The following is an 18,365-nucleotide window of genomic DNA, read 5'->3' on the forward strand; positions in this document are numbered from 1 at the left end:
CTCTCACTCGGCTGGGGTGCCGTAGTGGGCGTTGAAGTCTTCTTCGATGGTTGCTGGCTGTGCCAGTGGCTTCTCGATCACGCCCAGCAGTGGCAGGATGACCAGGAAGTAAGCAAACCAGTAGGTCGAAGCGATCAGCGAAATCCAGTCGAATGGGAATTCGGTGGACTGGGCGCCAACCCACATCAGAACCATGAAGTCTACGCACAGCAGTGCGAACCAGACTTTGAACATTGGGCGATAGCGACCCGAACGTACCTTGGAGGTATCCAGCCATGGTGCCAGCGCCATAACTGCGATCGCGCCAAACATTGCCAGAACACCAAAGAATTTCGCGTCAACGATACCAAAGGTGATGAACTGAACGAACTGAACAGCCCAGACGTCTGCGGTGAACGCACGCAGGATCGCGTAGAACGGCAAGAAGTACCATTCAGGAACGATGTGCGCAGGTGTCGCCAGCGGGTTCGCAGGGATGTAGTTGTCTGGGTGACCCAGATAGTTCGGCATGAAACCAACGACTGCAACGAATGCTGCCAGAATAACAGCCAGCGCGAACAGGTCTTTGATGACAAAGTATGGCCAGAATGGCAGCGTGTCTTTTTCTGCTTCTTCTTTCGAACCGCGACGTACCTCAACACCGGTTGGGTTGTTGTTGCCGGTCGAGTGGAATGCCCAGATGTGAACCATGGTCAAACCAGCCAGAACGAATGGCAGCAGGTAGTGCAACGAGAAGAAACGGTTCAGAGCAGGCTGACCAACAGCCGATGCGCCCAGCAGCCAAGTTTGGATTGCTTCACCAATGAATGGGATCGCGCCGAACAGGCCGGTGATAACAGCGGTACCGTGGAACGACATCTGGCCCCAAGGCAGAACGTAGCCCATGAACGCGGTGCCCATCATGATCAGATACATCAGCATACCGATGATCCAGGTGACTTCGCGTGGTGCCTTATACGAACCGTAGTACAGACCGCGGAAAATATGCGCGTATACAGCGATAAAGAACAGCGATGCGCCGTTCATGTGGAAATAGCGGATCATGTGACCGCCATTCACGTCACGCATGATGTGTTCGATCGATGCGAACGCCAGATCAACGTGCGGGGTGTAGTGCATCACCAGAACAATACCGGTGACGATTTGCAGGCCCAGTGTAAAGGCCAGAACGATGCCCCAGATCCACATCCAGTTCAGGTTCTTTGGAGTAGGGATCATCAGGGTGTCATACAGCAAGCCGATGACTGGCAGGCGGTTGTTCAACCACTTCTCACCAGCGGTTTTTGGCTCGTAATGATCGTGCGGGATTCCGGACATTCGTGCCTCTCCTTAACCGAGTTGGATGGTTGTGTCGTCGATGAACGCAGCAACCGGGATGTCGAGGTTACGCGGTGCCGGACCTTTGCGGATACGGCCAGCGGTGTCGTAGTGCGAACCGTGGCATGGGCAGTACCAGCCACCGAAATCGCCTGCTTCGCCCAGAGGCACACAGCCAAGGTGGGTACAAACGCCCATCTGAACCAGCCATACACCGTCTTCGGTAAGGGCGCGGTTTTCGTCCGATGCGTCTGCGTCTGCAGGCAGGTTGGCGTTGTCTGCCAACTGGTCAGGCAGTGCCGACAGTTCTACGGCGCGTGCTTCGGCGATTTCTGCCTCGGTACGTGCGCGAATGAATACTGGTTTACCCTGCCACAAAACGGTCAGCTGGGTGCCAGGGGCAACGGTGCTGACGTCGACGCGTTTCGAAGCTTGCGCTTTCACGTCGGCAGAAGGGTTCATCTGGTTAACGAGCGGCCAGACAGCGGCGCCGGTCACCACTGCGCCCGCACCTGCGGTGGCGTAGTAGATGAAATCGCGGCGGGTGCCCTGGTGTTCTTCGGTATTTGACACTGGGTGCATCTCCGTTAATTCCGGGCCTCGGCCCATACGAATAGGGACAGCCGGCAGAAATCTGCCGTCCGTTCGGGCGCTGTTTAGCTATCAAAAACGGTCCCGTCTAGCGGACAATCGGGCGCAGGGGGGATCAGAGCCTGCATTTTGCACGAAAAATCGCTCTTGCCCCTTTAATATGGCATTTTTTGCCCTACCCCTGTGCTGAACTGCCGCAAATTGAATGTTATGGTTTTTTGCGGGGTGGTGGTTTAGCTGGGTTAGCGAACAGGAAAATCACCTGACACAATGATTGGACAATGAATGAAACAGCTGACTGCGATAGCTTTGCTTGCGACTGCCGCAGCCGTGCCAACGGCGTCTTTGGCGGAAAACGATTTCAGTTTTTATATGGGGTTTCAGGGGGCGCCGCATTCGGTGGTGACCGGAACCGATCCCGCTAATGGCGTATCGACCGATCTGGATTTCACCGCCGCATGGGAAGGCAAATCATGGGCCCCGCCCCCCTATTACGGGTTCCGCTGGACCCATTGGAAATCAGCCAATTTCGGCTATGGCGTCGAATTCAGCCATGACAAAGTCTACGCTTCCGATGAAACCCGCGCGGCGACGGGATACGACCGGTTTGAATTCACCGACGGCCTGAACATCATCACCGCGAACGTCAACTATCGTTGGCCGGAACAGTGGATGAGTGGCGACCTGACGCCTTATGTGGGTGGTGGTTTGGGCTTTGCCATGCCGCATGTTGACGTACAGGCCACAGCAGGCGGCCCGCACACGTTCGGGTATCAGTTCACTGGCGGCGCGATGCGACTGTTTGCGGGCGCGTCCTATGAAATCAACGACACATGGTCGATGTTCGGGGAATACCAATTCACCTATTCGATGAATGACGCCGAACTGGAAAGCGGCGGGTCGTTCCAGACCAACGTCATCACCAACGCGTTGAATATCGGTGTAACCTACTCTTACTGAGGCGGCACCGTATCGATCATCGACTGGCGCGCTGCGAATTTGGCGTGCCAGTCTGCCAATGCAGGGGCATTGGCGCGCCAGTCACGATCTGGCATCCGGAAATCCAGATAAGACAGCGCAACGCCCACGGCGATATGGCTCATGTCCAATGGGCCTGCCAGATGGGACATCCAGCGCGATTCGATATCCGCGACCGCGCGGTCGATTTTCTGGCGCTGCGCGTCGAACCACGTTTCATAGTGCAGTTCCTCTGGGCGCAGCTTTTGTTCGTAAACCACCGTCACGGCCGCATCCAGAATCGCATCGGCCTGCGATTCGAGCGTTTTGATTTCCCATTCGCGCGCCGCTGGGTACATGCCCAGATCCCAAGTTGCGTTCAGAAACTGAGTAATGACGCGGCTGTCATAGATCGCAGGGCCAGAATCGCGGACCAGCGCAGGGATTTTGCCGATCGGGTTCGCGGCAATGGCCTGCGAATCGGATGCCAATGGCGTGGTGGCCACCATTACCTGTTCGATAGCGTCGGTTTTGCCTGTTTCGTGCAGCAGTACGCGGACTTTGCGGACGAATGGCGACGTGGGTGATGCGATCAGTTTCATGGGGCCTCCCTAAGTTTAGAGGTACTATGGGCCGCCCACGTTTAGGTTCAAGGGAAATAGATCGGATCGTCGCCGTCGGCCCATGGCGCGTATTTCGTCATGATCGATTTGAACCGATCCGACGATTTGAACGCATCCAGCCAGCGGATCACATTCGGCAGGGGCTGCGCGTAAAACCATTCCTGATCCACATGCGCGAATTGGCGAACAAACGGCAGAATCGCGTAATCGGCCAATTTGGGCGCATCGCCAAACAGGAACGCGTGGTCACCGATGTGATCGTTCAGGCGGGTCAGAAAATCTATGGCTGTTTGTTTTTCGGCGTCCACGTCCACATCGTCGAACCGAATGGCGTATTTGTAGCGATCCAGCGCCTTTTTGAACGGACCGTCGCAGGTGGCGATCAGGTCATCGCCCACCGCGGGCATATCCAGCCAACCGTTTGGGTCGTTCTGCGCCAGCGCCCACCGCATCACGTCAAAGCTTTCGTCGATGACCTGCGTGCCTGTGTTCAGGCAAGGCACCGTCCCGCTGGGCGAGGTTTCCAAAAACGATTCGGGTTTGGCGCGCAGCACGATTTCACGCAGTTCAACGCGCACGCCCGATTCGGCGATGCCCAGACGGGCCCGCATGGCATAGGGGCAGCGGCGGAATGACCAAAGGATCGGGGTCATACCGTCAACTGCTGCCCGTTGATGCCGCGAATAACGGCGGTGACGATCTGCGATTCGGGTTGATCGGTGTCGAATGTGACTTCGGTAAATTGCGCGGTGCGGCCCATGCGCGGGTTTTCCATCAGGATGTGATGGGTTTTGCCGATTTGGGCAGATAGATGCGCGGCAACGGCCTCTTCTCCTTTGGCGCGCAGGCGGGCGGCGCGTTCTTTGATCGCTTTGCCGTTGACCTGCGGCATCCGCGCGGCGGGGGTGCCGGGGCGGACGGAGTAGGGGAACACGTGCAGCCACGTCAGGTGGCAATCATCGACCAGTTTTAGCGAATTTTCGAAATGCGCCTCGGTCTCAGTCGGGAAACCAGCGATGATATCCGCGCCGAATGTCATGTCGGGGCGCAGTTTGATCGCTTCCTCTGCAAAACGGATCGCATCGTCGCGCAGGTGGCGACGTTTCATGCGTTTCAGAATCAGGTCATCGCCGTGTTGCAGCGACAAATGCAGATGCGGCATCAATCGCGGTTCGGTCGCGATGGCCTGCATCAGGTTTTCATCCACCTCGATCGAATCGATGGAGCTGATCCGCAGGCGGGGCAGGTCGGGCACCAGTTTCAGGATGCGCATGACCAGATCGCCCAATTTCGGCTGTGCGGGCAGGTCCGCGCCCCATGATGTCAGGTCAACGCCTGTCAGGACGACTTCGTTATAGCCTTTGTCGACCAACCGTTTGATCTGATCTACCACAACGCCCGCAGGGACCGACCGCGAATTGCCGCGGCCAAAGGGGATGATGCAGAACGTGCAGCGGTGATCACAGCCGTTTTGTACCTGAACATAGGCGCGCGACCGTGTGCCGAACCCGTCAATCAGGTGTCCCGCCGTTTCGGTGACCGACATGATGTCATCAACTTGCACGGGTTCCGTGGTGCCGATCAGATTCGGCGCCATGCCCGCCCAAGTTTCCGGCTGCATTTTTTCGGTATTGCCGATGACCCGCGATACTTCGGGCATTGCGGCAAAGGTTTCTGGTTCGACCTGAGCGGCACAGCCCGTCACGATCAATGTCGCATCAGGGTTTTCGCGGCGCAGTTTGCGAATCTCTTGTTTCGCTTTGCGGACGGCCTCGGACGTGACGGCACAGGTGTTGACCACAACGGCGTTGTCGACGCCCGCTTGCGCGGCGAGCTCTTTCATCGCCTCGGTCTCGTACGCGTTCAGGCGGCAGCCAAGGGTGGAAAAGACAGGGGCCTTCATCGCCAGATTCCGTCAAATACGTGGGCCGTCGGGCCGGTCATCCAGACGCCATCGTCGCGCCAATCGATTTCCAGCGTGCCGCCGTCCAGATCAATGCGCACCTTGCGCCCCGTCAGACCGCGCCGCGCAGCCGCTACAGCCGTTGCACAGGATGACGACCCCGATGCCAGCGTTAGTCCCGCGCCGCGTTCCCAGACGCGCATACGCAGATGATCAGGCCCAATGACGGATGCGACCTGAACGTTGGTGCGTTCTGGGTACAGCGGGTGGTGTTCGATGGTCGGGCCAAAGGCGACGATATCGACGGCTTCGGCATCATCGACAAAGAACGTGCAATGCGGGTTGCCCATGCCGGTCGCCGTGGGCGCGCCATCAATCGGCAATTCCAGTGTATCCATTTCGGATGCCAGCGGAATTTCATCCCACTGCAGCTGCGGGTGACCCATATTGACCGACGTCAGGCCATTGCCCGCATCACGCGCGAACAATGTACCGCGTTCGGTGGTGATGGTCAGTTCGGTTTTGCCCGTGCGATCCATTTCCCAGCGGGCGATACAGCGCGTCGCGTTTCCGCAGGCGGCAGATTTCGACCCGTCCGAATTCCAGAAAATCAGATGCAGATCCGAATCTTTGCCCGTTTCGATGGTCGCCAATTGGTCATAACCGATTCCCATGTGGCGATCGGCCATAGCAATCGCCAAGCCATGATCGACAACCGATCCGGTCTCTCTTTCGTCGATAACGACGAAATCATTGCCTAACCCGTGCATTTTCATGAACGGCAGGCCGTTATCTGTGTGTGTACCCATACCCGCCATATAGGCCTCTGAAAAAAATTAATCCAGATATCGCATTTTGCGGTTGACCCCACCCGCAGGTATTCTTAGAAGCCGCCCCACAGACACAGTGGGCCGTTAGCTCAGTTGGTAGAGCAACTGACTTTTAATCAGTGGGTCGCAGGTTCGAATCCTGCACGGCTCACCACTGTCTGACTAAATAAGGGCGTCCTTCGGGACGCCCTTTTTGTTTGTTTTCCTTACAGTTCGATATCTGGCAGCTGATCAAAGGCCGATTTCAACGCATCGCCCCACCCGTCCGAGATCGCGCGATAGTGAACATTGTCCGCTTCGATCCGTTTTTTGATGCCTGATTCACAGGTATCGACGTCGTAGGTCATCAAATCCAGCGGCAGTCCGACCCCCAGATTCGCCTTGATCGTGGAATCAAAGCTGACCATCAGCAATTTTACGGCGGCTTCCCAGCTCATGTCGGGGTCATAGGCACGCACCAAAATCGGGCGGCCGTATTTTGTTTCACCGATTTGGAAAAACGGCGTGTCGTTGCTGGCTTCGATAAAGTTGCCTTCGGGATAGACCAAAAACAGGCGCGGTTCGCTGCCTTTGATCTGGCCGCCGACGATGATGGTCGCGTTGAAAGAGGAATCAGCGCGTTGTCCCGCATCGGCATTCAGCGCGATCACGCTGCGCAACGTGTCGCCAACGATGCGCGCGACCTGAAACATTGATGGCGCTTCTAGGATCGACGGGTTGCGATCGTCGGGCGCCTTGCTGCGTTCCTGCAGCATCGAAATCACCGCCTGAGTCGTCGCCAGATTTCCAGCGGTCATCAGCGTGATCATCCGTTCACCCGGAATTTCAAAGGTGAACATTTTATTGAACGTCGAAATATTATCGACGCCTGCGTTTGTCCGCGTGTCGGACATGAAAATCAGACCGCGGTTCAGCCGCATTCCCACACAATAGGTCATAGGATCGCCCGTTATTGTTGTACTTGCAATTGCACCGACAGTTCTTCGGACGCGGTGCCAAATCGAGTGCCTGATACAGGAGCCGCATCTGCATAGTCCATGCCAGTCGCAACGCGCACATAGCGCATGTCTGGCGAAATCCTGTTCGAGATGTCGAAACCGACCCAGCCCAGACCTTCGATGTGCGCCTCGGCCCAGGCGTGGGTGGCGTCCTGATGGGTGCGGTCGTCCATCATCAGATATCCTGACACATACCGCGCAGGCACGCCTGCATGGCGGCAGCAGGCGATGAACACATGCGCATGATCCTGACAGACGCCGTGACCGGCAGCGGCGGCATCTTCGGCGGTCCAGCCGACTTCGGATTTGCCGATTTCGTAGGTGATCGCGTTGTGAATGGACTGCGATAGGCTATGCGCCCAGTCAATCGTGCCAACGTCGCCCGTTGCGGACTTTGCGATTGCGCGGCATTTGGGGCCAGCGGTCGTTAGCGGCGTCACTTGTTCAAACAGCCACATGGGCGCAAACCCCGCATGAGGGCCGACTACGCCGTGCGTTTCGCTTAGGGCGACTTCGCCTTCGCAGGTGATCGTCAGTTGGGTGACATCTGTGTCAAAGCTGATCAATGCCACGTGGTTATGATGGTGATCGGTGTATTCGACTTCGGTTTTGCCGCCGTCGATTTTCACATCCCACCGCAGCACCCGCTGGCCCAAATTATCTTTGGGCCGCAGGCGCAGTTGCATCAGCCCATAGGGGACAGGTGCATCATAGGAATAGGTGGTTTGGTGATGGATATAGAGCTGCGAGGTATTCATTGGCTAAACCGATAGTCTGTCTGTACCTGCATGCTTAGGTCTGCATTGTCGCGCAGGAAATCCTGAATGAATTCATGCAAGCCGCTATCCAAAATGCCGTCGATATCACGCTGCATCGACCGCAGGGCCATCGCGTCCGCTATATCGTGGCAGGGCAGGCGGGTGCCGTAGTCCGACATCAGATACCCAAGGTTCGACCGAATTTTTTCGGTGCAGAACGCCAAACTGCGCGGCATGCGCCGATCCAGAATCAGGAATTGCGCGATTTCACGTGGGCGCGGGTCCTGACTATAGGCCATTTGAAACCCACCTTCGGCGGACACCGATTGCAGGATCGACTGCCACTGAACGTTGTCCAGATTGGTTCCGACCGACATCGCCGATGGCAAAAGGACGTAGTATTTCACGTCCAAAATCCGCGCCGTATTGTCAGCGCGTTCGCAGAACGTCCCGATGCGGGCAAAGTTGTAGATGTCATTGCGCAGCATCGTCCCGTGCAACGCGCCGCGCACATAGGCGCTGCGTTGGCGGATCAATTGCAAAATGAACGGCAGATCCTGATCGGCAACCTTGCGGGTAAGCGCCTGTTTCAGCGACATCCAGCATTCGTTCACGGCCTCCCACACCTCTCGGGTTAGGGCGGTGCGCACGGTTTTGGCGTTGTTACGCGCCGCTTCGATGACGGTCATGACGCTGGACGGGTTCTGCGGGTCGCGCAGCATCCAATCGATCGCGTTGTCGCGTGTCACGTCAGGGCCATAGGTGGCCACATAGCTGTCATAGACCGCAACCGTTTGCAGGACGCTAGCCCATTCTTCTTCGGTTGCGCTCGAACGGGTCAGAGCGATCCGCAGGCCAGCCTCGATTAGGCGGGCGGTGTTTTCGGATCGTTCAAGATAGCGGAACATCCAAAAGAGTCCGCCGGCAGTTTTTCCCAGCATGGCTTACTCCTCTAGAACCCAAGTGTCTTTGGTGCCGCCGCCTTGCGACGAATTCACGACGAGGCTGCCTTTTTTCAGGGCGACGCGGGTCAGGCCTCCGGGGGTGATGTCGATTTTGTCGGGGCTGACCAACACAAAGGGACGCAAATCCACGTGACGCGGCGCAAGGCCCGATTTCGTAAAGATTGGTACGGTCGACAGCGATAGCGTCGGCTGCGCGATGTAGTTCGACGGCTTGGCCATCAGTTTTTTGCGGAATGCGGCGATGTCTTTTTTCGTCGCGGTGGGCCCGATCAACATGCCGTAGCCGCCGGATCCGTGGACCTCTTTGACGACCAGATCATGCAGGTTATCCAACACATACTTCAGGCTTTCTGGATCGCTACAGCGCCACGTCGGCACGTTTTTCAGGATCGCCTTTTCGCCAGTGTAGAATTCAACGATATCAGGCATATAGCTGTAGATCGCTTTGTCATCGGCGATGCCTGTGCCGGGGGCGTTTGCGATGGTGATCCCGCCTGCCTTGTAGACGTCCATAATGCCCGGAACACCTAGCTGGCTATCTGGATTGAAATTCAGCGGATCAAGGAAATCATCGTCAACACGGCGGTACAGAACGTCGATGGGTTTGTACCCTTGGGTCGTGCGCATCGCGACGCGGCCATCCACCACGCGCAGATCGTGCCCTTCGACCAGTTCGACGCCCATTTTGTCGGCAAGGAAACTGTGTTCATAATAGGCCGAATTGTAAATACCGGGGGTCAAAACCGCGACTGTCGGTTTGTCGCCCACCATATTGGGCGCGCAAGCCGCCAGCGAACGGCGCAGCATTTTGGGATAGTTGGACACAGACTGAACGCGGTTCTGGGTGAACAGTTCGGGGAACATCCGCAACATGGTTTCGCGGTTTTCCAGCATGTAACTGACGCCCGAAGGGGTGCGTGCGTTATCCTCTAGCACGTAGAATTCATCTGGCCCTGTGCGGACCAAATCGATGCCCACGATATGCGTATACACCCCACCCGGAGGCGCCACCCCAACCATCTGCGGCAGGAACGCCGCGTTTTTGGCGATCATTTCGGCGGGCAGGCGGCCTGCCTTTACGATCTCTTGGCGGTGATAAATGTCGTATAGAAACGCGTTGATCGCGCGGACCCGTTGTTCGATCCCTTTGGCCAATCGCGTCCATTCGCGGCCTGAAATAATGCGGGGCACAATGTCAAAAGGAATGAGCCGTTCGGCCGCTTCGGCGCGGCCGTAAACGTTGAATGTAATGCCTGTCAGACGGAATAACTCTTCGGCTTCGCGTTGTTTTTTCCGTAGGCGGGCGGGGTTTTCAGATTGAAACCACTGGTCGAAATTCTGGTAGGGCTCGCGCAGCGTATCGCCCTGATGTCCATTCATTTCGTCAAAATAAAATGCGTCTTTCATAATGTGACTGTAGCAACGTCGTGCGAAGCTACAATCACAACCATCTATAATCGCGTAAAAACTGCACGGGTGCCCGAAAATTGGGCGTTTACTGGCGGTTCAACGTCTCGCCCGGTTGGAGTTTAGGGGTCAGTTCCACAACCAGACCTTCGTCGGTGTCCGGATTCGCAACGCGGTCGGCCAAAATTTGTGCAGCGCGCTGACCGATTTCGCGGCGGCACGCGTCCATGGACGCCAATTTGCGCGGCAGACCGTCCAGCAATTCCACACCGTTGAAACCAGCGATACCGATCTGACCAGGCACATCGTACCCCTTTTCCAACAGATACAGCAGGCCGCCCGCGCCGATCATGTCGTTCGAGTAATACAGGAAATCCAGATCAGGGGTACGTTCCAGCATTTTTTGGGTCAATTCGCGGCCTTTGGCCAATGCCGATCCGCCTGAATAAAATTCCTGATCCGCGATTTCGATGCCCGATTTCGCAAGTGTTTGGGTGAACCCTTCGAACCGTTTGCGGGCGCGGTGGTCCAGCGGCATTTTTGTGCCCAAGAACCCGATGCGACGATATCCGTTTTGCAGGATGGATTCCGCCATTTTGCGGCCCGCACGGCGGTGCGAAATACCCACGCAGGCGTCCACAGGTTCGCCATCAACGTCCATGATTTCAACGACGGGGCAACCCGCCTGACGCAGCATGGCACGCGACGCGTCCGAATGTTCCAGACCTGCGATGATGACACCAGACGGGCGCCAAGACAGCATTTCAAACAGAACTTTTTCTTCTTTTTCGGGCAGATAATCGGTCACGCCCACAACAGGCTGTAGGTCTGTGTTGGCCAATACCTCGGACACGCCGGACAGAACTTCGGGGAAAACCATGTTGCCCAAGCTGGGGATGATCACAGCCACCAGATTAACCCGCTGCGACGCCAAAGCGCCCGCGATTTTATTCGGAACATAGCCCAGCTGTTTCGCTGCATCCTGTACGCGTTTGCGGGTGGCTTCGCTGACATCGCCTTTGTTGCGCAAAACGCGGCTGACCGTCATTTCACTGACGCCGGACGCTTCGGATACATCACGCAAAGTCAGGGGGCGTTTGTTCGGCGTTCTCACGGGCATCGTCCTATAACTGTATCAATAGTATCATTTATCCACATATCGAGCCCGTGTCCAATCCGTTACAATTGACCACCCATAAAATCAAAGGCATGAACATGCACTGTGGCCCCGTGGCTCAACTGGATAGAGCAGCCCCCTCCTAAGGGGCAGGTTACAGGTTCGAATCCTGTCGGGGTCACCAAGAAAATTCTATAAAATTGCATATATTCAGTATATTAGGTTGCGACTTGAAAGATTGGGATGTTTCAATGTGTTTCGGGTTTGTGCCCTGATTTTCACTAAAATTGGGACCAAGTTTGGGACTAAATTTCTTGATGCAGAGATTCTGATTAGCTATCCTCGGTTGAAGATTGGGGAGTTAACATGTCAAAGTTCCGTGCTACGCAGATAAATTCATTGCCTCCGGGGAAACACCTTGATGGCGCGGGACTCTACATAAAAGTCGTTGAGGGAAAGAAGTCTACAACACGCACGTATTTCTTTAGATACATGCGAGGCGGTAAAGACACGATGATTAGCATTGGAAATGCTAAGTATATCGACCTAGCGTCCGCACGGCAGCAAGCGGCAAACTACAACGCGATGCTTGCTGCCGGAAAAGACCCGCGAGAAGAGCAAAAAGCAGAGAAAGCGGCTGAGCAGCGAACGATTAAAACCTTGCGTGACGCTGTCTACGATGCTGTGAAAGCGAAATCACTTGAGCTCAAGAATGACTACAGGGTGAAGCGGTGGACTAGCGAAATCGATAAGCATGCAGCTTCGATAATGGATACACCGATCGAAAAAATTACTCGTGAAGATTTACACGAAGTGTTGGCGGCCGTCTGGTACGACAAGCAAGAGACAGCAAAAAAGCTATTTAATAAGTTAAGATACGTCTTTGAAATTCAAGATGCAGCTGGCTTAAATGTCGATCCACTCGTTTTTATTCGGATTAAAAAGACCTTAGGAACGAACAAGAAACCTGCGGTTCATCACCCGTCATTAGAATATTCATTGGTTCCTGCGTTCTACAAACAAGTTCGATCTGACGTCGATGCAAATAAAAAGCGGCAAACTAGCACCTACTACGCGATCATGTTTACAATGTTGACAGGGCTTCGTGTTGGCTCAGTGCGTAACTTGCGTTTCGACATGATTAAGCGTCACGAAGATATCGATTACATTGAGATCCCCGTTGAACACGCAAAAGGCAGATTGGGTCAAACAAACGTAACTCGTCTTCCGTTAACGCGCCAAATGAAGTCACTGATTGATGAAATGCGTCATCATGAAAACAATAAACTTAATAAACTAAACCTCGTGTTTCCATCTCGCGTTTTTACCGTTTTAGATAGCGCTGCTTTAGCAAAAACGTTGTCCCGTAGCTATGCTGGAGACATAAAATTTACCAACCATGGCATGCGGACAAGTATGTCACTATACCTGGTTTATGAAGCAAAAGCACCTGATGCGCGTATCGTAAAGATGCTTCAACACGAACCGTATTCTCTATCTGATCGTGCATATCTTCGGAAGCATATAAATGAAATTAGAGAACAGCTTCCGTTTTATCAGAGTTGGAACGATTTTCTATCTGAATAGAGAGTCAATAAAATAATTGATTTTTAGAAAATATTATTTTATCATTTCTGTATTGAAAGTATTTATTATGACTAAATCAGAATTGGTAACTATTACTGAACTACTTGACCAACTAAAAATTTCAAGAACCACCCTTTGGCGGATGTCTAAAGATAAAAGGTTTCCGCGACCTGTTCGAATTAGAAGTTCTAAGAGATATAAGGTTGCAGAAATAGAGAATTTTCTAACAGAAACTCAAATGTGATACTAGGTTTCTAATTTTCATTTCTATATGAGCCGAGCTTTTTTACATAAATTCGGTGACTTGCAGACTTCCACATTCCCAGACGGACTTATCCTGCGTGTTCTGTGACAGTTACTCCAAAGGCGATTTGGCGGTTAAGCGCGGGGATAAGGACCTATCGTTTCGAGATTATTCCTCGTCGCTGAGCAAGTCTCGGGGCAAGCTGATCTTCATAGCAGATACCTGTAAGAGTCATATTGAGGCCGCCGCGTGATGTTCTTTTGTCAACATTGCCTAGAATAGTCAGTAGAGGTGAGGGCAAGGGGCCAAGACAGCGCCTTATGGGGCCCACACCTGCGACATGATCTAAGGACCGCAAATACGCGGCTTTGAGTGATCAGGCTAAGAACGCGCCTCGGCCATCTTTGAGTCCAAATGCTCAAGACGAGCAAATTTTGCAGCGATTACGCGCTCTAACTTTGATTTCCTCTGTTGCAGGCTAACGATACTCTTATCGCCTAGGATCTCGCTAACAGTTCTCGCACAGTCGTCCAGTATTTCTGCGGGTAAGTGCTCTGAAACGATGCGGCGCAAGTCTAGGACGTGGCCCTGAAGCATGGTGCGTTGCTCTTCTTGCTTGGCAAAATCGATGGTGAGTTGGAAAGCCTCTGCGATGCCCTTTTGACTTAGGATCTGTTCGGTACCGTTATCCTCAACAATGTAACCTAAGTCTGAATACATACGTTTTTGATCTTGAGTGAGGGTGACCGTAAAAGGCGATCCTTCCTCTAGCCGACATTGACCACTGGCGGGTTTCTGGATTTGCGTCCGTACTGAAGCGATCAGGGGTTCGATGTCCTCAAAAGACGTTAGCGATTGATGATTTTTGTAGTCCATAATTACTCCTGTTTTGGGAGTGTAATTGAATAGCTGTAAGCCCAAGTCTAGTCAAAAAATGAGGACTGACATGGCTGGCGCTTTGCACTTGGACGCGTATAGGCAGTTTGTTGAAGACCTCGTTAAAGCACGACACGAAGCTCAATTATCGCAAGCGAAACTTGCGACGATCTTGAGTAAACCTCCTTCATTCGTCGCAAAATACGAACTCTGCGAGCGCCGTCTTGATATGGTCGAAGCCCTGGTGATCCTTAAGGCACTCGATGTTGATGCGGATACTTTTGTGAAGCACATTCAAAAAAGTTTGCCGGCTCATCTATGAATTATCATTGGTGTCATCTGGGGGCTCTGGTTGCCAGAACCCAGTCCAATTGATGCTGTCGATCATAAGACGCTGTTTGGCGCGATAGAAACGTAGAAAAGACTGAGGATCGTCATTAGGGCTAAGATTCCGCATGCGGTCATGAGGCGCTTGCGGTCGCGTTTCAGTTTTTCCGCTTCGTGTTTCAACTCGCCGATTTCGTCTTTGTTTGTCTGGATTTTCTCCTTTGCGGCCCTGATGAATTTGTTCTTGCGGGCTATGACAGCCTGTTGATTTTCGGCTTGCTTTAACAGAGACTGCCGAAGCTGAATGTCGGCTTGGATCAACTTGCTGAGCCTCGCCATTTGCTGAGACAACGGCCTTTTCTTGGCTGAGAGCGGTTGCCTGCTTAAGTTTTTCAAGTTCTTTATCTTTGTCATATGTAATTCCTCTTTGAATGAAAGATTGCTTGGTGAATGCGTGACCGAGGGAGGATCCGCGAAAGACGTACCCCGCATACCTGAAGGAAAAACCGAGAATCTTGCCGGCCTTCCCAAAACGGGTTCGAGTTGCGATCCCCAGTTCAGCCAAAGCTTCGACAACATCTGAAATTGCCGTCGGGAGTGAGGTCAGTTCAGTCAGTGCGGTTTGGATGTAGCGCTTTGCGGACAGCTGCCCGCGCTCGGCCAGCGCGAGTTCGGCATGACTGGGCGCTGTGATATGCGACGCTTTTTCGCTCGGATCCAAGAGGTGTGAGGACGCGGTTCGCTTGAGTTTAAACCGCTTTTCGAGAGACCTAATGACGGCCTCGCTGCGGCGATAATCAAATTTATCAGACACTAAGCGGCGACTGATTAAAACACGGCTGGCAATGATATGGACATGAATCCCATGGCAGAATGCAGCAAAGCTTTCGTATCCCATCTTTTTGCACCACGCTCGAACGATCTTTCTCCAGATCTGATCGGGGATCGCGCGATCGTCAGGTGCTGCGGCAAGGACCACATGCGATAGCGGCTTTCGAATGTCTGGCCGCAACTGGGTAAGGGCGCGCAGGTGTCGGGCAATCTGACGGGGCGCTGTTCCAACGTTGCTTATGACGAGATCAGCTCTTGGACGAGGGGTGCCAGCCTTGTCGGTGTCCGCACTGAGATAGCTTACCAGCCTTTCAGGCGAAGTCGTTTTGTGAAGCGTACCGATCATGGTGCCGCCTGTCTGAGGAGGTCTATCCGTGCCTCCTCGAGAGCGGTCAAAACGCGACTTAAAGTGTCTAGGGTAGGGACCCAGCGAGGGTCGTTCTGGTTTGCGATTTTACGAATGAATACCGAAAGACTTTCGCAAAGGCTCCCCAATTCCTTCCATCGCTCCAGATTGGACGCGTTATTATTCGGGCGTTGACGTTCTTGAGCAGTAAAGGCGAGCGTCCTCAATGTCGTCGAAACTGGCCTGCCAGCAGCGCTTTGCGCAAGCGCCTTATATTCACGTTCAGTAAGCCGAACTGCAACCGTGCGCGTTTTATTATGTAACTGTTTTGGCCTGCCGCCTTTTGATTTTCTCATACCTTTTATTGCTCCCTTTCGGGAGCAAGTTGGTTGCAGAGGTTAAGAAAACGTTAAGCCTTAACAAAAATTATGGACCTGTTTTTGTTGAACAAAAACATTGCTTGCAGGGAGCGAATTTAAATCAAGGTTTCAGGCCAAGCGCGAAGAGATGTATCTTCAACAGGCCACCATAAAAGCGCCGACTAAGGAACCGCCAACTTTAACTCGAACAATCTTATTTACGCAGACAGCAATAACTTTGGGCCAGGGTGTATTGAGACATCCAAATTTGCCCAATTTGATGTGTCTGCGGTGGTCAGAGCGCTCGGGCGGACCGTGGTGAGTATGGGGGTCATAGGACGATCTACCGCTTCGCTACAGCAGCAACGTAGCTAGCAATTCAAATCTAAACGGCTGCTATGGAGGTCGATAGCCCCGTGCAGTAAGGGCGGTGAGCTGACATTCGCGGCACGTGCGAACATACCCTTGCCAGGATATGGAAGCGGACATTACCCAAGGATCCGCGAGCGGAACTGGCTTGACCTTTACAGAGGGCGTATTGCGGTCGTTCGCTGCACTCCGAACAAAGGTCTGCAATTAACCTCCCCTAGGCCCCATTAGGTTCACCTCCCCAAAGCATGCGTCCTTTGCGCTTGTGTTTGCTGCGCATGCTCTGGCCATGTCGATCGAATGTAGGCAATGATATCTAATATCTCTGGATTGCTGAGGGTTCCATCAAAGGCGGGCATCCCGCTCTTAAACCCCTCAATGCCACGAAGTGCTAAAGCCGCAGCGCCACCCAGTTTTGTGTATTCTAACAAAAGATTAGTATCGTGATGCCACGTATGCCCCGAAACATCATGAGGAGGTGCGGGAAAAACGCCGTCCACACCCGCTTGCCTCCAATCCGGCTGACCTTCCAGAGATGCCCCGTGGCAAGTCGCGCAATGCTGAATGTAAAGCGTATGTCCTGCTGCGATATTAGCTTCGTTGAACTCGTGATCAGCCCAAACAGGTCCAGCCATCAGAAGCCCATAGATCAATACCAATCCCCTCATGCGACATACACCCATGTTTTCATACCACCCACCGAGTGGCTCAGCATATGACAGTGCAGCATCCAACGACCTGGATTGTCGAACACACACAGAATGTCGCGCTGTTCACCAGCTTGGAGCAATGTCGTGTCACGAAGATCGCCCAGACTGCCATCGGGGTTTACTTCGTAGAAATGGTGACCATGCAAGTGAATGCCATGCGCAAAGCTGGTTTCGTTGACCAAGGTGATCTTCGCAGTTTCGCCGCGTTCAAAGCTGGCAAACGGCGCGGTCTGGAGGTCTGAAACGTCATTGAACGCCCAGATATTGTCACCCGCGTGACCGCGGCTCATTGCGCCCCCCTGCATAGTCAGAACCAATTCTCGGTTCACTTCATTAGGAGATGGGACGGCGTGCGGAGGTAAGGTCGGCACCTCAACCGTCCGTCGTGCAATTTCGCCTTCGGCAATCAATTCGCCCAAGACATAGTTATCAGGCTGCGAGGGCATGAAAATTTGAACGCGTCCTGTCACATCAGCGATGATGTCCGCACGCTGCGCAGGAGCCAAGATAAGGCCATCATAGGACCGCGGTGCCGCGAGCGGCATCCCGTCTAACGCTACGATCATCCCCTCCAGACCTGCGAAGCCGAGCGGGAAAATCCGATCGACGGAGGCGTTGATGAGCCTCAATCGCACGCGCTCCCCGATACGAAGGGCAACGTCAGGCAAGAAGGCTTTGGCGAAATTACCGAGCCGCCCAGCGTGGGCAACATCATGCATGTTTCCGTAATCGTCCATGAGCACACCATCTGGGTCAAAGCGCCAATCGCTGAGCATCGCGACGATATCATGGTCTACGTCGGGCCCGTCCATTTCGTCGATAACCAGCGGCCCCATTTGACCACGCGCAACCTGCTCATGAGAAAGGTAATGCGAGTGATACCAAAACGTGCCCGCATCCTTGGGGGTAAACTGGTAATCAAACGATGCGGCGGGATCGACGATCTCTTGGGTCAGAATTGGCACCCCATCCATAGCGTTTTCGAGACGCACGCCATGCCAATGAATGGCGGTGCCCTCTTCTAGATCGTTGACCAGTCGAACATTCACCGTATCCCCCAATCGGACCCTGATTTCAGGGCCAGGCACAAGGCCGTTAAAGCCTTGCAGTAAGCTTGTTGGATAGGTGTCGGCGGGTAGGATATTTGCTGCCACCTTTTGCGCTCGCAATTCGAACGGTCCAGCTGCAAAAGAGCGAAGAGGTAGGACAGCTGCGGCCGTTGTCGCCAAAAGGAACTCACGTCGTTTCAT

General features: G+C 53.9%; 19 protein-coding genes and 2 tRNA genes. 6 read left to right on the forward strand and 15 right to left on the reverse strand.

All coding sequences use genetic code 11. The features are described from left to right. Positions 1 to 3: 3 nt before the first annotated feature. Complete coding sequence (gene petB, locus ACXAGA_RS05685) at positions 4 to 1,317, reverse strand: cytochrome b (protein WP_475116551.1); 1,314 nt, start codon at positions 1,315 to 1,317, stop codon at positions 4 to 6. Positions 1,318 to 1,329: 12 nt separating this feature from the next. Next, positions 1,330 to 1,890 carry a ubiquinol-cytochrome c reductase iron-sulfur subunit gene (petA, locus tag ACXAGA_RS05690; protein ID WP_086451266.1) on the reverse strand — a complete coding sequence of 187 codons (561 nt, stop codon included), beginning with the start codon at positions 1,888 to 1,890 and terminating at the stop codon, positions 1,330 to 1,332. Between the two features lie 303 nt (positions 1,891 to 2,193). On the opposite strand from petA, the gene ACXAGA_RS05695 reads away from it, so the two are divergent. Further along, on the forward strand, positions 2,194 to 2,868 hold the full coding sequence (locus ACXAGA_RS05695) for an outer membrane protein (RefSeq protein WP_475116552.1): 675 nt from the start codon (positions 2,194 to 2,196) through the stop codon (positions 2,866 to 2,868). Here the strand turns inward: ACXAGA_RS05695 and ACXAGA_RS05700 are convergent. The 4 genes from ACXAGA_RS05700 to dapF are packed head-to-tail and all read right to left on the reverse strand — an operon-like array spanning position 2,862 to position 6,200. Further along, positions 2,862 to 3,467 carry a glutathione S-transferase gene (locus ACXAGA_RS05700; RefSeq protein ID WP_475116553.1) on the reverse strand — a complete coding sequence of 202 codons (606 nt, stop codon included), beginning with the start codon at positions 3,465 to 3,467 and terminating at the stop codon, positions 2,862 to 2,864. The genes ACXAGA_RS05695 and ACXAGA_RS05700 overlap by 7 nt on opposite strands. Positions 3,468 to 3,514: 47 nt before the next feature. Then, on the reverse strand, positions 3,515 to 4,141 hold the full coding sequence (locus tag ACXAGA_RS05705) for a glutathione S-transferase (RefSeq protein ID WP_475116554.1): 627 nt from the start codon (positions 4,139 to 4,141) through the stop codon (positions 3,515 to 3,517). Next, on the reverse strand, positions 4,138 to 5,391 hold the full coding sequence (gene mtaB, locus ACXAGA_RS05710; RefSeq protein ID WP_475116555.1) for a tRNA (N(6)-L-threonylcarbamoyladenosine(37)-C(2))-methylthiotransferase MtaB: 1,254 nt from the start codon (positions 5,389 to 5,391) through the stop codon (positions 4,138 to 4,140). Before mtaB ends, ACXAGA_RS05705 begins: the two co-directional genes overlap by 4 nt. Further along, positions 5,388 to 6,200: a diaminopimelate epimerase gene (dapF, locus tag ACXAGA_RS05715; RefSeq protein ID WP_475116556.1), complete on the reverse strand. Its 813-nt coding sequence runs from the start codon at positions 6,198 to 6,200 to the stop codon at positions 5,388 to 5,390. Before dapF ends, mtaB begins: the two co-directional genes overlap by 4 nt. 99 nt (positions 6,201 to 6,299) lie before the next feature. Here dapF and ACXAGA_RS05720 point away from each other — a divergent pair. After that, positions 6,300 to 6,375: transfer RNA gene (locus ACXAGA_RS05720), tRNA-Lys, on the forward strand. A 52-nt stretch (positions 6,376 to 6,427) separates the two neighbouring features. Here ACXAGA_RS05720 and ACXAGA_RS05725 read toward each other — a convergent pair. From ACXAGA_RS05725 to ACXAGA_RS05745, 5 genes are all read right to left on the reverse strand, one after another. Then, a complete protein-coding gene (locus ACXAGA_RS05725) occupies positions 6,428 to 7,159 on the reverse strand; it encodes a proteasome-type protease (protein ID WP_475116557.1) in 732 nt (243 codons plus the stop codon). An 11-nt stretch (positions 7,160 to 7,170) separates the two neighbouring features. Continuing rightward, positions 7,171 to 7,977 carry a transglutaminase family protein gene (locus ACXAGA_RS05730; protein ID WP_475116558.1) on the reverse strand — a complete coding sequence of 269 codons (807 nt, stop codon included), beginning with the start codon at positions 7,975 to 7,977 and terminating at the stop codon, positions 7,171 to 7,173. Beyond that, a complete protein-coding gene (locus tag ACXAGA_RS05735) occupies positions 7,974 to 8,918 on the reverse strand; it encodes an alpha-E domain-containing protein (RefSeq protein ID WP_475116559.1) in 945 nt (314 codons plus the stop codon). The genes ACXAGA_RS05730 and ACXAGA_RS05735 overlap by 4 nt, the downstream gene beginning before the upstream one ends. A gap of 3 nt (positions 8,919 to 8,921) precedes the next feature. Next, on the reverse strand, positions 8,922 to 10,349 hold the full coding sequence (locus ACXAGA_RS05740) for a circularly permuted type 2 ATP-grasp protein (RefSeq protein WP_475116560.1): 1,428 nt from the start codon (positions 10,347 to 10,349) through the stop codon (positions 8,922 to 8,924). Between the two features lie 88 nt (positions 10,350 to 10,437). After that, positions 10,438 to 11,469, reverse strand: a complete 1,032-nt coding sequence (locus tag ACXAGA_RS05745; protein WP_475116561.1) for a LacI family DNA-binding transcriptional regulator — start codon at positions 11,467 to 11,469, stop codon at positions 10,438 to 10,440. Between the two features lie 104 nt (positions 11,470 to 11,573). Here ACXAGA_RS05745 and ACXAGA_RS05750 point away from each other — a divergent pair. The 3 genes from ACXAGA_RS05750 (at position 11,574) to ACXAGA_RS05760 (ending at position 13,297) form a co-directional block, all read left to right on the forward strand. Next, a tRNA-Arg gene (locus ACXAGA_RS05750) sits at positions 11,574 to 11,650 on the forward strand. A gap of 182 nt (positions 11,651 to 11,832) precedes the next feature. Beyond that, positions 11,833 to 13,053 (forward strand): tyrosine-type recombinase/integrase, encoded by a 1,221-nt coding sequence (locus ACXAGA_RS05755; protein ID WP_475116562.1) that lies wholly within the window; start codon positions 11,833 to 11,835, stop codon positions 13,051 to 13,053. A gap of 67 nt (positions 13,054 to 13,120) precedes the next feature. Beyond that, on the forward strand, positions 13,121 to 13,297 hold the full coding sequence (locus ACXAGA_RS05760; protein ID WP_475116563.1) for a helix-turn-helix transcriptional regulator: 177 nt from the start codon (positions 13,121 to 13,123) through the stop codon (positions 13,295 to 13,297). Positions 13,298 to 13,678: 381 nt separating this feature from the next. Here ACXAGA_RS05760 and ACXAGA_RS05765 read toward each other — a convergent pair whose 3' ends face one another. Next, positions 13,679 to 14,173 carry a hypothetical protein gene (locus ACXAGA_RS05765; RefSeq protein ID WP_475116564.1) on the reverse strand — a complete coding sequence of 165 codons (495 nt, stop codon included), beginning with the start codon at positions 14,171 to 14,173 and terminating at the stop codon, positions 13,679 to 13,681. A 70-nt stretch (positions 14,174 to 14,243) separates the two neighbouring features. On the opposite strand from ACXAGA_RS05765, the gene ACXAGA_RS05770 reads away from it, so the two are divergent. Then, positions 14,244 to 14,495: a helix-turn-helix domain-containing protein gene (locus tag ACXAGA_RS05770; protein WP_475116565.1), complete on the forward strand. Its 252-nt coding sequence runs from the start codon at positions 14,244 to 14,246 to the stop codon at positions 14,493 to 14,495. Here ACXAGA_RS05770 and ACXAGA_RS05775 read toward each other — a convergent pair. From ACXAGA_RS05775 to ACXAGA_RS05785, 3 genes are all read right to left on the reverse strand, one after another. Then, a complete protein-coding gene (locus ACXAGA_RS05775; protein WP_475116566.1) occupies positions 14,490 to 15,677 on the reverse strand; it encodes a relaxase/mobilization nuclease domain-containing protein in 1,188 nt (395 codons plus the stop codon). The genes ACXAGA_RS05770 and ACXAGA_RS05775 overlap by 6 nt on opposite strands. Before the next feature lie 961 nt (positions 15,678 to 16,638). After that, entirely contained in the window at positions 16,639 to 17,040 is a 402-nt protein-coding gene (locus ACXAGA_RS05780) for a c-type cytochrome (RefSeq protein ID WP_475116567.1), read from the reverse strand. A gap of 29 nt (positions 17,041 to 17,069) precedes the next feature. Further along, on the reverse strand, positions 17,070 to 18,365 hold the full coding sequence (locus ACXAGA_RS05785) for a multicopper oxidase family protein (RefSeq protein ID WP_475116819.1): 1,296 nt from the start codon (positions 18,363 to 18,365) through the stop codon (positions 17,070 to 17,072).

It is taken from the genome of Marivivens sp. ABH4_498, assembly GCF_056160585.1.

What these genes read in the sequence shown, in the direction of transcription:
- ACXAGA_RS05780 (WP_475116567.1), bottom strand. Translation starts at nt 17,040, where the DNA reads ATGGCTGGACCTGTTTGGGCTGATCACGAGTTCAACGAAGCTAATATC.
- ACXAGA_RS05730 (WP_475116558.1), bottom strand. Translation starts at nt 7,977, where the DNA reads ATGAATACCTCGCAGCTCTATATCCATCACCAAACCACCTATTCCTAT.
- ACXAGA_RS05745 (WP_475116561.1), bottom strand. Translation starts at nt 11,469, where the DNA reads ATGCCCGTGAGAACGCCGAACAAACGCCCCCTGACTTTGCGTGATGTA.
- dapF (WP_475116556.1), bottom strand. Translation starts at nt 6,200, where the DNA reads ATGGGTACACACACAGATAACGGCCTGCCGTTCATGAAAATGCACGGG.
- ACXAGA_RS05785 (WP_475116819.1), bottom strand. Translation starts at nt 18,365, where the DNA reads ATGAAACGACGTGAGTTCCTTTTGGCGACAACGGCCGCAGCTGTCCTA.
- ACXAGA_RS05755 (WP_475116562.1), top strand. Translation starts at nt 11,833, where the DNA reads ATGTCAAAGTTCCGTGCTACGCAGATAAATTCATTGCCTCCGGGGAAA.
- ACXAGA_RS05705 (WP_475116554.1), bottom strand. Translation starts at nt 4,141, where the DNA reads ATGACCCCGATCCTTTGGTCATTCCGCCGCTGCCCCTATGCCATGCGG.
- ACXAGA_RS05700 (WP_475116553.1), bottom strand. Translation starts at nt 3,467, where the DNA reads ATGAAACTGATCGCATCACCCACGTCGCCATTCGTCCGCAAAGTCCGC.
- ACXAGA_RS05725 (WP_475116557.1), bottom strand. Translation starts at nt 7,159, where the DNA reads ATGACCTATTGTGTGGGAATGCGGCTGAACCGCGGTCTGATTTTCATG.
- ACXAGA_RS05695 (WP_475116552.1), top strand. Translation starts at nt 2,194, where the DNA reads ATGAAACAGCTGACTGCGATAGCTTTGCTTGCGACTGCCGCAGCCGTG.
- ACXAGA_RS05760 (WP_475116563.1), top strand. Translation starts at nt 13,121, where the DNA reads ATGACTAAATCAGAATTGGTAACTATTACTGAACTACTTGACCAACTA.
- petB (WP_475116551.1), bottom strand. Translation starts at nt 1,317, where the DNA reads ATGTCCGGAATCCCGCACGATCATTACGAGCCAAAAACCGCTGGTGAG.
- ACXAGA_RS05735 (WP_475116559.1), bottom strand. Translation starts at nt 8,918, where the DNA reads ATGCTGGGAAAAACTGCCGGCGGACTCTTTTGGATGTTCCGCTATCTT.
- ACXAGA_RS05765 (WP_475116564.1), bottom strand. Translation starts at nt 14,173, where the DNA reads ATGGACTACAAAAATCATCAATCGCTAACGTCTTTTGAGGACATCGAA.
- ACXAGA_RS05740 (WP_475116560.1), bottom strand. Translation starts at nt 10,349, where the DNA reads ATGAAAGACGCATTTTATTTTGACGAAATGAATGGACATCAGGGCGAT.
- mtaB (WP_475116555.1), bottom strand. Translation starts at nt 5,391, where the DNA reads ATGAAGGCCCCTGTCTTTTCCACCCTTGGCTGCCGCCTGAACGCGTAC.
- ACXAGA_RS05770 (WP_475116565.1), top strand. Translation starts at nt 14,244, where the DNA reads ATGGCTGGCGCTTTGCACTTGGACGCGTATAGGCAGTTTGTTGAAGAC.
- ACXAGA_RS05775 (WP_475116566.1), bottom strand. Translation starts at nt 15,677, where the DNA reads ATGATCGGTACGCTTCACAAAACGACTTCGCCTGAAAGGCTGGTAAGC.